The following is a 13,274-nucleotide window of genomic DNA, read 5'->3' on the forward strand; positions in this document are numbered from 1 at the left end:
AGGGTGCTGAAATCGGGGACGGACCAGTTCAACCCCGCCAGCCGCAGCAGGCTGGCCACCATGCCCGCGGTCTGCCGCAAGGGCAGCTTGAAAAGCACCTTGATCGAGAGGCAGAACTGGATCGCGGCATCGGAGAAGACGGGAGGGCGGCCGAGCCGACCTTCATGCGGCGCCAGCCAGGCCATTTCCTTGTCTACCCAGATCAGCATCGAGCCGCGCTTGCGCAACGCGGCGTTATGGCTGGACCAGTTCGTCGTGCGGTAGCGGGCGGGAGGAGGCTTGCTCATGCGACCCGTCTAACCGCATGGATTCGCGATGTGAATCGCCCGCAGTCAGAGTTACGCAACAACGCCTCGGTCATGACATAAGGCTGGCCGTTCGGCGCGACAAAGGAAGGCCCATTCTCTGGAATTTCCCCGATCAGTGAGACCGTCCGTTCTGGCAAGCAAACAAAGCGGGCACGGTAGACGAACTTCGTTCCCGGCAGCCACCATTCGCGCGTGGCAGCGTTCCAGCCCTCGCCTGTCAACGCCATTGTCTCTCCCGGACCGGCGCCGGTCCCCAGCATGAACACGATCTTTCGCAGCGTTTCCCTGTTAGGATCTCGAAGGCCGATTTTTTCGGGTTGCGCCGCCGAAGCCAGCAGGCGTTCGGCTTCTTCGGGAGATAGCCAGCGGACTCGGCGTGTATCCTCGATTCTCTCTCGGCGCTTCCCAAGAGCGAAGTTCTGCACCGCGCGGATGGGAACTCGAAGCTGACGGCGCACCGTTTCGGGTTTGGCGTCTGGATAGAGTGCGCCAGCGGCTCGCTCGACAGCCAATGCATCGACATCCCGAACCTGGATCTCGGGCCCGAAATACATGACGATCTTGGGGAGAAACCGTTCTTCTCCTCCCGCGCCGATGTAAAGACGGGCTGCCTCGGCAAATGTGACTGCATCCGCCGCAGGCTGCTGCTTGGCGCTTGCTTCCCAGGCTTCCCGATAAAGTTCCCGTGCAGTCTGTATAGCAAGGTCGCGCAGCCCTCGATCTGCAAGACCCAGCTTCTTTCTGATGCGGCGACCGCTAACTCGGAAGTCAACGGACCAGTCCCCGGAACTGTGACTCCACGTCGGATGCCACGTCTCCTTACGTGCCAAGGAACACCTCCACGAATAAGTTTCGCGGGTAATCTTGGCCATTTTCAAAATTCCGAAATTCCAGCAGAATTGGTGACCCGTGGGGCCACTTCCAGGAAGTAAATATGCACAGCGTAGCGCGCGTCTCGGCGCAGACATCTCCGACGCGCCGAACTTCGTGGACTGCCAAGTCCGGAGCGTTTACGCTCCGGTGTCATGGACAGCTTCCGCGACAAGATGCGCCTCTGCCGCCCGGATGTCGTCCGGCGACAGGAAGCAAACGCCGAGAAGAGAGCCTTGGCTCGTGAACTCCTCGGTCGCAGGTGGAACGCGGGCATGTCGGACCTCGAGGTGGCCGAGGCATCCGGAATGGACCTGGAGACAGTGCGCCGCCTCGAATCCCTCGCCGGGCAGCTTCCCTCTTCGGACGACGTAGCGCGCTACCGATCGGCCTGCGGCGCTTCCTGACAACGATCGGGAGACCGTGCGCGCAAAGCTTCGCTAAAGAGACGTGGCGCAGCAGCCGGCATGTGAACTGCGCGAAGCGCGGCGGCAGTATCCCTCTGTTCTCAGCTGCACCCTTCCTGAACCGGCCGGTAGACTTCCTGTTCCATCCCCTTCATGTCAATCGGCACGCAATCTTGGCCCCCTATCTGGGCCCATAAGTCGTCCCCCTCGCGGTTGCACGGATAGCTGGCCCGATGCGGTGTAGCCTTCATTCAGCGCAACCGGATCGGGCTTTGGTGTAAAGAGGCGGGCGTGTGGAGCCCCCGTGACTTGCACCGTCGGGCCCCTCAATCATAACGAGAGTCTGCCACGCGATCGGGCCGTTGTATCCGGTCGCGTTGTGAGGTCCGCGGGGAAACAAAGGCGTCCCGGACGGTCGGGGCGTGGCTACGTAAATCTCTGCCAGCGCTTTTTCGTCGCGAGGGATCGACCCATCTATCGTCTAAGCCGCCTGCCGGCCTGACCCAACAATGAAAGCATCATGTCTCCGAAGTATCCTCACGTCCACGTTCAGCTCACGGGTAAAGACGGATCAGCTCCTGCGATCGTCTCGCGATGCCGTCGCGCTGCGCGGCGAGCCGGGGTTCCCGAACCTGAACGCGATGAGTTCATGCGAGTCGCGTTGTCCGGGAGCTACGACCACGTGATCACCACTGCGTTACTCTGGTTCGAATGCTCCTGATGAGTCACACCTTCATCTTCCGGAGGAGACGATGGACCCAACGGGAGAAAGTTCGAACCAGATTTTCGCAGAATTTGAGGCTTGGACGCACAGCGTATCCGCGATTTCCCCGCCTGAGGAGCAGTAGCGGAACTCCCTATGGAAAACTTCCGACCGCCCAAAATTTTCGGGGGCGTCCGCAACCGGTCGTGGTCGGCGACGCGGGACCTCCCCGCAGTTTGGTGCCCGTGCGTTTCCGTATCCTACGTGCCGCTCTTGGAGAGAAGCTCGCGGCTGCCGGGTAGCATCGCGGCCGCCGTCCGGGGCTCTTCGCTTCCGGTCACGGGAAGTCGAAAATCGAGGACAGCTAATGGTTCGGACATCGACGCATGAAATGACCCAAGAGGAACTTGCTTCCGAAGTCGAGATACTGCGGGCGACACTCGACCGGGTAGGGATCTCTCCGACAGCTGAAGACATTCTTCATGCAGACCGAGAGCAAGTTCCGGCTTGGCTCGCAGAAGTCTTGGCGACGAAAGCACAGCAGCGCTCCGGTTTCCGGCAGCGCTTGTTGGAAGTCCGACCCGACCTGAGGGTCTTTAGAAACCGGCCCGCATGGCAAAGGGGGCTGATCCGTCTCGTGTGGCGTATCCTGGGGGTCTTCGGCATTCACGGCTGGGCGCCGCGCCGTGAGCGAGAGGTGCGGGAAAGGACGAAAGTAACGACCGGCGGCAGCACTCCGCCTGATGGCAAATGATCCATGAGCCGTGAGAGCAAGTTCCTCGCGCGCATTCTCCGCCACGAGCCCGGGTTGATCGGCCTTCGGCTCGACAGAGCGGGATGGGCGAGGATCGACGAGCTTTTGCGCATGCTCAAGAAATCGGGCCGGACCATGACCCGAGAGCAGCTTGAGGAAATCGTGAGGGTCAACGACAAGAAGCGGTTCACGATCCGTGGCGGCAAGATCCGTGCCGCACAGGGTCATTCCATTGATGTTGATCTCGAGCTGCCAGCCGCCATACCCCCTGACATCCTGTATCACGGAACTGCCGCTCAGAACCTCGACGACATTTTCGCAGTCGGTTTGCATCCGGGAGGTCGCCGCCAAGTGCATCTCTCCGGAAATGCAGAAACCGCGGTCCGTGTAGGACGACGACATGGAAAGCCGGTTGTTCTTCGCGTCGATGCTGGCGCAATGCACGCGGACGGACATGCATTCTTCAGGGCAGACAATGGCGTCTGGCTTACAGACAATGTTCCGCCCACCTACCTCGGTTTCGGCTAATGTGACGTGTGCTGAACGCCGGAACTTGGTCACGCGCAACTTGGACAACTTTCGATCGCGGCCGTGAAGCGCCAGTCAAAGCAAATGCCTTGCCGGGTCAGCCGTTGGCATATCCGGGTGCTTTATCAAGCGGAGTTGCTTGTCACTGCGAAGCCACATGAACCATCCTCACCGAACGGATCTGCGCGCGTGCGGTCGCCGTCGGGGCGGCGCTTGGGCCTCCCCCGCCATGGCCGCGGCGGTGGCTGCTGCGGAGCGCAAGGGCCGCCGGGACCTGCACCGTTAGGCCCCCGGTGATAACGAAAGTCTGCAACCCACTTTGGCCGCACAACCCACGCCTCAGGGACAGTGAGGTTGGTTGCGCCCTTTCTCATGTCGAGGCGTGTAGCCCGATCGGGCCGTTGTATCCGATCGCGCTGTGAGGTCCGCGGGGAAACGATGACGTCGCAGACGGTCGTGGCGTGGCTACGAGAATCTCTGCCAGCATTTTTCCGTCGCGAGGGATCGACCCATCTATCGTCTAAGCCGCCTGCCGGCCCGACCGAACAAGGAAAGCAACATGTCTCCCAAGTATCCTCACGTCCATGTTCAGATCACTGGTAGAGACGGATCAGCTCCTGCGATCGTCTCGCGATGCCGTCGCGCTGCGCGGCGCGCCGGGATTCCCGAGCCTGAACGCGATGAGTTCATGCGAGTCGCGTTGTCCGGGAGCTACGACAACGTGATCACCACTGCATTACGCTGGTTCAAATGCTCCTGATGAGTCACACCTTCATCTTCTGGATGAGGCGATGGGGCAAAAACGGCCCGAACTGCGGAGTGCGACTGAATACCTGTTCGCCGCACTTACTGGTTCAGAAGCATCCTTCGGCGGAGGGTTACTAAGCAGCGTTGCGGCGGCAAACGGCTCTGTTCATCAGCTACGCGGCTGGGGTGCAGTTGCTCTCGGCCCGCTTTGGCCGTTCGAGCACCGCGCGGCGAAGGTCCGCATCCACCCGGTCCCGAACCGTTTTTGCGCACGCAGCGTTGGGCTCGTCGTCATGAACGGTCCAGAGCCGCCGTTCACCGGCGGCCCAGGCGAAGCCGGATCGCCGCGAGTCCGCTTCCTGCGCTTCTTCCTGCGCTTCGTGCCGTGTGGCAGGCCGGGCCTGCCACCACGACGGCTTTGCGCTGCGGCCCGGCCCCTGTGTCAATCGTCTATCCGGCAAACACCGTCGAATTCGAGAGCCAGATCGGGCCCGAAGGCAGTTGAGGGCGTATGGTAGCCCGCGGCCACTTCTTCGGACCCGATGCGCTGCGCGATCATGAAGGCGGTCTGCGCGGTCAACGCATAGGGCTCCGGCGTCTCCATCAGGCTGGCCACGCGAACGCCCCCAGCATTCCATCCCTCGCCCAGTAGGCAGCAGCGCCCGCTTTGCCGGTCCCCGGCCGAAGGGCCATGCTCCATCCGGTCCACCAGCCGCGACAGCAGGCGCTGCACGGGTGCCGAACCCAAGGCAGGTCGAAGGCGCCGAGGCACGCGGGAAACGAGGCGCAGCTGGGGGGACGCTTCGAAGAGCACGTCGATCTCCTGAGCGCCGGTGGAATACCATGCTGTCGCAACGTCGCCCCAACTGACCCCGACAGTCTCTACCGGACCTTGGCCGAAGTCGCTTCGGCTGCGCTGCGGCCGATCGAGTTCCACGATCTCGCCGCCGCGTCGTGCCATCGTTCCCTTCCCCAGCGCCTCCAGCGCGGTGCGGGCGGTGCCCCGGCTCGCTTGACCAAGACCAGCGATGGAGAGCCGCAGTCGGTGAAGTCCGGGCTGACGCCTCTTGAGATGGGCCGCGAGGCAATCGCTCGGCACGACGTCAAAGCCTGCGCCCGGCAGCAAGACGATGCCTGCCTGCCGGGCCGCCGCATCCTGCGCGGCGATGCGCTCGAAGACCGCGATCTCTCCGGTGATGTCGACGTAGTGAGTGCCTGCTTCGAGGCAGGCTGCAATAAACGGATCAGCGGTCTTGGAGAAAGGGCCGGCACAGTTCAGCAAGACCTTCACGTCCTTCAAGCGGCGGCGCAGCGCGGCCGCATCGGCAAGGTCGAACGCGGCCCAAGGCATCTCCAGGCGCATGGCGAGCGCCCTGACTTTGTCCTGGTTGCGCCCCGCCAGCGTCGGCGGCGGCGAGGACTGCGATGCAATGGCAGCCGCATGTTCGGCAACAAGGGTCCCAGTGTATCCCGTCGCCCCGTAGATCATCAGGTCGATCATGTTCTCTCTTCCTCATTGGATCGGCGCGCCGGTCGACCTCGCGGGTGAAACTCTACTGCGGACATTCCGAGTCTGCGAGGCGATCTCCCGGGTCGCAGCTTCAAGCTGACATTGCCCAGATTGCGGCTTGGCATTGGGCAGATTAGAAACTCTTAACATCGCTGGGAGACATCCATGGACCAGTCCGATCAAGAACTCGATCGACTTAACGCGCTGCTGCATGCGCTGCCCGCCGAGAACATGCCCATGGCGCTCAGCGAACTGGATGGCTACATAGTCGGTGTTCTTGCCTGTCCGGAGATGATCCCGCCCTCGGAGTGGTTGCCTCAAGTCTGGGGTGAGACGGGAGAGGCGGAATTTCCCGATCAACAATCCGCCGAGGAGACCGTTGGTGCGGTGATGGCGCATTACAACTCGGTCGTTGAGGCGATAACCGGCTCGCTTTGGGTCGAACCGATCTACTAGGTTGATCCCAATAGTGACGAAGTCATGTGGGAGCCATGGGTCGATGGCTTCACGCGCGCCATGCGGCTGCGACCGGATGCTTGGAGCCGCCTGCTCGATCAGGCCGACGAAGAGACGCGGGCAACGATGATCTTCCTGATGGCGCTTCAGGATATCTACACCGGCCAGAGCAAGTTCACGGACGACGAGATCGACGAGATCGACCTTGAAGCTCCGGATCTGATCCCGAACTGCGTCGCCACGATACTCCATCAGTCCCGGCCCGAGCTTTCCTTGCGGGAGCCCGCAAATCTCCCCGACATGCCGTTCAAGGCCGGTCCTCGGCCAGGGCGGAATGATCCATGCTCCTGTGGGTCGGGCCGCAAATACAAGCATTGCTGCGGCCGGCACTGACCGATCGGCCCAAGCTTCTCCCGGCCCGGAGCCGCCGTTCATCAGCGGCAGCATGCTGCGGCAGCTTCCCGGAAGCGGCCTTTCGTGCCGGTGTGCAGCATGATCCGATCTCCGAAGGCCGGCGGTGCGGGCTTTGCCACCGTTCCTTGCGCGCCCAGGAAAACTGATGTCTGCGCATCGTCAGGTTGGGCGAGGCCTCTGAGCGTATTGAAATGCAAGCTTTCATGACACCCTGCGCCGCGATACGGTCAGAGAGATAAGATTGAACCAGGCGCTCCTATAGCGGAGATGCTGGAGGAGATAATGGAGAACGCGCCAGGCGAAAGACTCGGGACCGCAGTTCCGGAGAGCGAGCAGCGGCAGGCGTTTCTCCTCAGGCTTTCCGACGCCCTGCGCGCAGAGCCAAATGCGGACGCCATCGCCGAGCGCGCGCTCCGCATGCTCTCCGACCAACTCCAGCTCGACCGCTGTTATGTCGGTATCTATCGGCTGGCCGAGGACCGGGGCGAATTCCCGCATCAGGTGGGCAACGACAGGGTCGCTCCGATGCCAGAGGCCGTCCGCTTGTCCGATTTCCCCGAGGCCTTCAAGGTTGCGTTCGACCGGACGCTGGTGATCGAGGACGTCGCGGAGACTGAAGGCCTTTCCGATGCCGACAGGCGAAGCTTTGCGGGGCTCGGTCTGCGCGCGCTCGTCGCCGCAACCTTGCGTGAAGGCGAGAACAATCCGCTCTGGGCCATTGTCGCGGTCTCGGCGCAAGCCCGGCGCTGGACGCGGGGCGAAATCGCGTTGATCGAAGAGGTGACCGAACGCACCTGGACAGCCATGGAGCGCGCCGGCACCGAGGCGGCACTGCGCGAGAGCGAGGCGCGCTTCCGCGCTCTGGTCAGCTCGACCTCCGATTTCGTCTTTCGCGTGAGCCCGGACTGGAGCGAGATACACGCGCTCGGGGGTCGAGGCTTCATGACGGACACGCACGAGCCGCGTCGGGACTGGATGGACAGCTACATCCCGGCCGAGGACCAGCCGCTGGTCGCGGCGGCGGTCCGCGCAGCGATCGTCGCCGAAAAGCAATTCGACCTGGAGCACCGGGTGCGGCAGATCGACGGCAGCGTCGGCTGGGTCCGGTCGCGTGCCGTGCCGCTTTTCGACGATCAGAACAAGTTGCAGGAATGGTTCGGTGCTGCCAGCGACATTAACCCTCGCAAGCGCGCAGAAGAGCACCAGAACATGCTCATGTCCGAACTCGACCACCGGGTGAAGAACACCCTTTCCGTGGTGCAGGCAATCGCCCGTCAAAGCCTCGGGCGCGGGCAGGAAGTCGGGCCCGACGCGGCGAACAAGCTGGTCGGCCGGATCAACGCGCTGGCGAAGTCACATTCGCTATTGGCAAGTAGCCGCTGGGAAGGCGCGCGGTTGCGAGACCTCGTGGAGAGCGCTGTTGCGCCCTATTGCGGAGAGAGGCCTGACTGCTTCGAAGCTGATGGGCCGGATGTGAAAGTGACCGCGAAGGCCGCGCAAGCTCTGACCCTCGCGCTTTATGAACTCGCCACCAACGCCGCCAAGTATGGCGCGCTATCCCGCGACGAAGGAAGCGTCACGGCAAAATGGCACCTATCCGGTGATGGAGACGATGGCCTGTTGGTCTTCGTCTGGCAGGAAGAGGGCGGGCCTCCGATCGAGACAGCGCCGAGCCGCAAGGGGTTCGGCTCGCGTTTGATCGAACTGACGCTGACTCACGACCTTGGCGGCGAGGTGAAGCAGGAATTCGCGCGTGACGGACTGCAAGCGGTCATGGAGCTGCCACTGACGTGCCTGCAATCCCACGGTGGATGGCACGCCTCGAGCCTCGGCCAGAAAGAAGAGCGTGTCTCGGGCGATCCCACGACGCTCCGCGGCAAGACGGTCCTCATCGTCGAAGACGAGCACTTGGTCGGTCTGGAGATCGCAGAGGTGCTCCATACCGCCGGTTGCTCGGTGACGGGACCAGTCGGGTCGTTGCAGGACGCCCTGCGGATCGCTGTGTCGGATGACGTCGAGGTTGCGGTTCTCGACATCAACCTCAATGGCGAGTTCGTCTGGCCAGTCGCGCGCGGTCTGAAAGCGCGCGGCATCCCCTTTATTTTCACGACCGGCTACGCGGAGACGATGGCGCCGCCGCCTGAGTTGAAGGAAGCTGCGCGGACAGAGAAGCCCATCGACCCGGATCGGCTGGTTGTCACCCTCGCCGCAGCCATGGCGCAAGGCGCCGGTGCGGCATCCAGAACCTGAGCTCTTCCTTGCGCGCCGTGCGCGAGTGCGTCTTCCGGTCGACCGCGTCTGCCGCGTGAATGCTTCAACGTTCATCAGTGTCGCCGTGGGAAAGGGTTCGAAGCGGACGTGCGCTGCCGCGGCAGGCGGTTAGGCCGCCGCCGCTCGGCGTCACCGAAGCTCCCGAGTAACCTGCCATTGGCGCGCCGGATGGCTCAGATCGCATCCCGATCGCATGCATCATCCATGTCGAGGCAGAGCTTCGTCCCGGATTCCGATGAAGACCAGGACGGCTCCGCGCCGAATTGGCTTGCCAAGCCCTCGATGAGCCTGATTCCGGTGCCTGAACCTCGTGGAGCGGCGTGCGGGTCGGCTGGCAGTCCCTTGCCGTTGTCGCTGAGGCACAAGCGCAGGCGGTCTTCGACTGTGGCAAGGGATACGAAGATCGTGCCGCCCTCGCCATCGAAGGCGTGCTTGAGGCTGTTGGTGACGAACTCGTTGGCGATCAGCCCCATCGGGACGGCGGCGTCAGGACCGAGATCGACGTTGGCGATGTCGCACTCGAACCTGATCCCGCCGGCCTCGGACTCGTGCAGACGGCAGAGGTTTCCGACCAGCTGCGAGAGGAACGGCCGCATTGGCAGCATGTCCGCGCCGCCCGCCTTGTAGAGTTGCTCGTGCACCAGGCGTAGCGTCTCGATGCGCTCGCCGACCCCGCCCAGTTCTTCGCGTGCTTCCTCGGAGCGGGCATGCCTTGCCCGCACCCGAACCATGCTGGTGATGATGCCGATGTGGTTCTTGACCCGATGTTGCAACTCTCGAAGCAGGCGCTCGTTGGCTTGAAGAGCCTGCTTGAGGCTGTGCGTCTTGTGCAACCGGTCGACGACCGGACCGAGGATGATCGCGTAGGTCCGCAGGAATTCGATGTCGTCGTCGCCGAAATCACGCTGCTCGCGGCTGTCGACCTGCAACAATCCGTAGGCCTTGCCCGCCGGAAGGAAGATCGGAACGTTCACCAAGGACACCACGCCGTTGTCGATCAGGAAATCGGCGAACTCGAACCGCGTTTCTTCCCGGACGTTGCGCGAGACCACAGGCTCTCCATGCTTGAGCGCGTAGGTTTCGGAAGACCGATCCGAGAACGGCAGGCGCTTACCAGTGATCTCCTCCTGCCAGCCTACGCCGGCCTTGACCAGGGCTGCCTTGCCACCCTCTTCAATCTCCAGGATCTTTGCGAGATCAGTGTCGAGCGCGTCCGAGACAAGGCGGCACGCCTCGTGCAGCACCTCGTCGAGGTCGTCGCTCCGCAGGGCGAAATGGCCAAAATCGGCAAGCATTTTCTGCCGGGCTCTCATCTGTTCCAGGTTCGGCACGCGGCCTCCTTTCCAGGGTCCCAAAGGGGACTTTCAAAGGCAGTTTAGCCCCAGATGCCCGGCGCCTGCCACCACTCAGTCTGGCAAGGGTTGCTGGCTTGTTCCGCGATCGGCCTGCCCATGCTGAACGGTTGCGCTGTTCCCGTGAGTTTTGTCAGCTATCTCGCCTCGGCCAATCCTGTTTGGCGAGGGCATGATCCCTTCCGGAAACCAGCGCGGTCGCACGCCTCGGCGTCCTCGGAACACCTGCAAAGGCGGCACGTTGCCATAGCAGACAGGATCAATGAATGCCGGAAATGACAAAAGCCAAAGATGATCGCGATACCCTCTTCCGGCGTCAGAAGCTGCTCGCAGACTTCGGCGATTTCGCGCTTCAGTCGGACGATCTGACCACGGTGCTGACCGAGGCCTGCCGGCTCATCGCGGAGGCCCTGAGCGTGCGGCGCGCCAAGGTGCTCGAGATCGACGAAGGCGGCCAATCCCTCTTCGTCCGCGTCGGCGTAGGCTGGAGCCCCGACATCGTGGGAAGCATGCACATTCCCATGGGAAAGAATTCCTCGGAATCCTTCGCGATCAAGGTGGGCAAGCCCGTCATCTCGCGCAACATCCATGAGGAGACTCGTTTCGGGGTTCCCGATTTCATGAAGGAAGAAGGTGTGGTGGCGCTGGCCAATGTGCCCATCTTCCTGCCCGGCAAGCGGGCTTACGGCCTTTTGCAGGTCGATCACACCGAACCGAGGGATTTCGACGAGGCCGACACCGAGTTCCTGCGGACCTATGCCGCCATCCTCGGACCCGTTATCGACCGGGTCTTCAAGCTTGACGATCTGCGGGAATCCGAGCAGCGCTTTCGGCTCACGGTGGAGACCGCGACGGACTACGCGATCTTCACGACCGATCGCGAAAACCGCATCACGGACTGGCTGCCTGGCGCTGCCGCCGTGTTCGGGTGGGATGCCGAGGAAGCAGTGGGCAAGGACGCATCCATTCTTTACACACCAGAAGACCGGGAAGCGGGAGTGCCCGAGGACGAGCTCGAGACGGCGCGCAAGACGGGGAGCGCTCCCGATGTGCGCGAGCATTTGCGCAAGGACGGCTCGCGCGTCTTCATTGAAGGCGTGGTGCGGCCTCTCTACGACGGCAAGGCCAGTCCCCAGGGTTTTCTGAAGATCGGCCAGGATGCGTCCGAGCGGCGCGAGTCCGACCGGTGCTTGCGCGACAGCGAGGAGCGGTATCGCTCCCTGGCATCGTTGGTGCCGGCTCTTCTGTGGCAGGCCGACGCAACCGCGACCGGGTTCGCACTCAGCCCAAGCTGGCTCGACTACACCGGCCAAAGTTCCGCGGAAACCCAAGCCGGCGGATGGCTTGCCGCCGTTCATCCCGACGACCGCTCGACCACAGAGGGTCTCTTCGCCAAGGCCTATAGCGCTGGAGAAGCCTTCGTTCATCAGCACAGGATTCGGAGCAAGAACGGCGACTACCGCTGGTTCCTGATCCGCCACCTTCCCTGGCGAGACGATCAGGGGCGGATCGTGCGCTGGTTCGGCGCCGCCACCGACATTCACGAACTCCACGAGCTACAGGAGCGTCAGGCGATCATGGTCGCTGAGCTCCAGCATCGCACGCGCAACCTCATCGGCGTGGTGCGCTCGATCGCCAATCAGACGATGGCGCGAACGGGACCGACCGAGGCGTTCCGCCGGCAATTCAACGATCGCCTCGGCGCGCTTTCCCGCATCCAGGGGCTGCTCTCGCGTGCAGATCAGGAGCCGATTACATTCGGCGCACTTGTCGATGTCGAGCTCGAAGCCGTAGGTGCCGCGGAGGACCCGAGAGTGACCTTGAAGGGTCCGTCGGTTCGCATCCGCCCGGCCATTGTTCAGACCCTCGCATTGGCGATCCATGAGCTTGCGGCCAACGCTCGAAACCACGGCGCGCTCTCCTCCGGCGGAGGCACGCTCGACGTGACCTGGCAGCTACGGGGAGACGGGGGCGAACGCCGTCTCGTCATCGAGTGGCGCGAAGATGACCTCGCCCGGGGCGAGGAAGCGAGAGCCCTTGCGGACGGAGGCTACGGACAACAACTGATCGAACGAGCACTGCCCCACACTCTTGGCGCCGAGACGCGCTTCGATCTCGCGTCGGACCGGCTCAGGTGCACGATCGATCTGCCACTCGACTGGCCGACAGAACCAACGGGACAATGAACTTGGCACAGGTGACCCTGAACAGACGGACAGTCCTCCTCGTGGAGGACGACTTCCTCATCGCAATGGACGTAGCAGCCAGCCTGGAGGAGGATGGTGCGCGAGTAGTCGGCCCCGCCGCTACAGTCTCCGTCGCCTTGGACCTGATATCACAAACGGAGTCCCTCGACGCCGCCATTCTTGACATCAATCTCAGAGGAACGACCTCCTACGCGATAGCAGATGTCCTTCGTGACCGGGGCGTGCCGATCGTCTTCGTGACCGGCTATGACAAAAGCATCGTTCCCGATCATTACGCGGACGTTCCGATCTGCCAAAAGCCTTTCGATCTCGCCCGATGTTCCGCACTTCTGTTCGAATGAGGGTGGAGCGATCGACGGGCAGGACAGCCTGATCCGCCTGGCCGGGTTCCCTGCACGGCGGCAAGATGCTCGGCCACGACCTTGAAATACTGGAGGCGATCGTCGCGAACAACGACAACCTCGGTTGCGGCGCCACCATCAGCGTCCATGGAGGCGAAGAAGCCACCACCGCCTTGACCGATGATGGCATCGAGGAACTGAAGGACATGCTCACCGACGTGCGAGGCGAGCGCGATAGAAGACGGGGGCGCTCCGTGACGCCGGAACGACCATGCCAATAATTCGTGTGAGTCTCCCAGTGGCGGCGGTGCCGGGTCAAACTGGCTGGCTCCCCCCTTGTTCCAATACGGCTCACAGCAGTGGCGAAATTCAAGACTGTCCCATGCGCCTTCGGCGAGCAATTTCA

Annotated in this window: 11 protein-coding genes and 1 pseudogene; 8 read left to right on the forward strand and 4 right to left on the reverse strand. The window is 62.8% G+C overall.

The window, feature by feature from the left end:
* Both BLW27_RS19670 and BLW27_RS20995 read right to left on the reverse strand, forming a co-directional pair.
* On the reverse strand, nt 1-287 hold a 287-nt coding region (locus BLW27_RS19670; RefSeq protein WP_177178014.1), incomplete at its 3' end, for a transposase.
* A complete protein-coding gene (locus BLW27_RS20995) occupies nt 284-1,180 on the reverse strand; it encodes a site-specific integrase (RefSeq protein ID WP_143042383.1) in 897 nt (298 codons plus the stop codon). The genes BLW27_RS19670 and BLW27_RS20995, both read right to left, overlap by 4 nt.
* 234 nt (nt 1,181-1,414) lie before the next feature.
* On the opposite strand from BLW27_RS20995, the gene BLW27_RS21530 reads away from it, so the two are divergent.
* Together BLW27_RS21530 and BLW27_RS19685 are read left to right on the forward strand one after the other, a co-directional pair.
* The gene (locus BLW27_RS21530) at nt 1,415-1,585 is read left to right on the forward strand and encodes a helix-turn-helix domain-containing protein (RefSeq protein ID WP_143042384.1); all 171 of its coding nucleotides are present in this window, start codon (nt 1,415-1,417) and stop codon (nt 1,583-1,585) included.
* Nucleotides 1,586-3,045: 1,460 nt separating this feature from the next.
* A complete protein-coding gene (locus tag BLW27_RS19685) occupies nt 3,046-3,570 on the forward strand; it encodes an RNA 2'-phosphotransferase (RefSeq protein ID WP_089886332.1) in 525 nt (174 codons plus the stop codon).
* Between the two features lie 1,189 nt (nt 3,571-4,759).
* Here BLW27_RS19685 and BLW27_RS19695 read toward each other — a convergent pair.
* On the reverse strand, nt 4,760-5,818 hold the full coding sequence (locus BLW27_RS19695; RefSeq protein ID WP_089886336.1) for a saccharopine dehydrogenase family protein: 1,059 nt from the start codon (nt 5,816-5,818) through the stop codon (nt 4,760-4,762).
* Nucleotides 5,819-5,992: 174 nt separating this feature from the next.
* Here BLW27_RS19695 and BLW27_RS21835 point away from each other — a divergent pair.
* The 3 genes and pseudogenes from BLW27_RS21835 to BLW27_RS19705 all read left to right on the forward strand — a co-directional run.
* Nucleotides 5,993-6,520, forward strand: a pseudogene (locus BLW27_RS21835) (UPF0149 family protein); the annotation flags it as partial.
* 63 nt (nt 6,521-6,583) lie between these two features.
* On the forward strand, nt 6,584-6,676 hold the full coding sequence (locus BLW27_RS21840) for an SEC-C metal-binding domain-containing protein (protein ID WP_245710965.1): 93 nt from the start codon (nt 6,584-6,586) through the stop codon (nt 6,674-6,676).
* A 303-nt stretch (nt 6,677-6,979) separates the two neighbouring features.
* Nucleotides 6,980-8,947: an HWE histidine kinase domain-containing protein gene (locus BLW27_RS19705; protein WP_218141179.1), complete on the forward strand. Its 1,968-nt coding sequence runs from the start codon at nt 6,980-6,982 to the stop codon at nt 8,945-8,947.
* Between the two features lie 194 nt (nt 8,948-9,141).
* Here the strand turns inward: BLW27_RS19705 and BLW27_RS19710 are convergent, their stop codons facing one another.
* Nucleotides 9,142-10,299 (reverse strand): sensor histidine kinase, encoded by a 1,158-nt coding sequence (locus BLW27_RS19710; protein WP_089886339.1) that lies wholly within the window; start codon nt 10,297-10,299, stop codon nt 9,142-9,144.
* 287 nt (nt 10,300-10,586) lie between these two features.
* Between BLW27_RS19710 and BLW27_RS19715 the strand changes: the two genes are divergently transcribed.
* From BLW27_RS19715 to BLW27_RS19725, 3 genes are all read left to right on the forward strand, one after another.
* Nucleotides 10,587-12,506, forward strand: coding sequence for a PAS domain S-box protein (locus BLW27_RS19715; RefSeq protein ID WP_218141180.1), 1,920 nt, complete (start codon nt 10,587-10,589; stop codon nt 12,504-12,506).
* Nucleotides 12,507-12,517: 11 nt separating this feature from the next.
* Complete coding sequence (locus BLW27_RS19720) at nt 12,518-12,868, forward strand: response regulator (protein WP_245710966.1); 351 nt, start codon at nt 12,518-12,520, stop codon at nt 12,866-12,868.
* Between the two features lie 65 nt (nt 12,869-12,933).
* Nucleotides 12,934-13,149, forward strand: coding sequence for a hypothetical protein (locus BLW27_RS19725; RefSeq protein ID WP_089886343.1), 216 nt, complete (start codon nt 12,934-12,936; stop codon nt 13,147-13,149).
* The last annotated feature ends 125 nt before the right edge of the window (nt 13,150-13,274 follow it).

Origin of the sequence: Citreimonas salinaria (assembly GCF_900107235.1) — a bacterium.
Classification (GTDB): Bacteria; Pseudomonadota; Alphaproteobacteria; order Rhodobacterales; family Rhodobacteraceae; genus Citreimonas; species Citreimonas salinaria.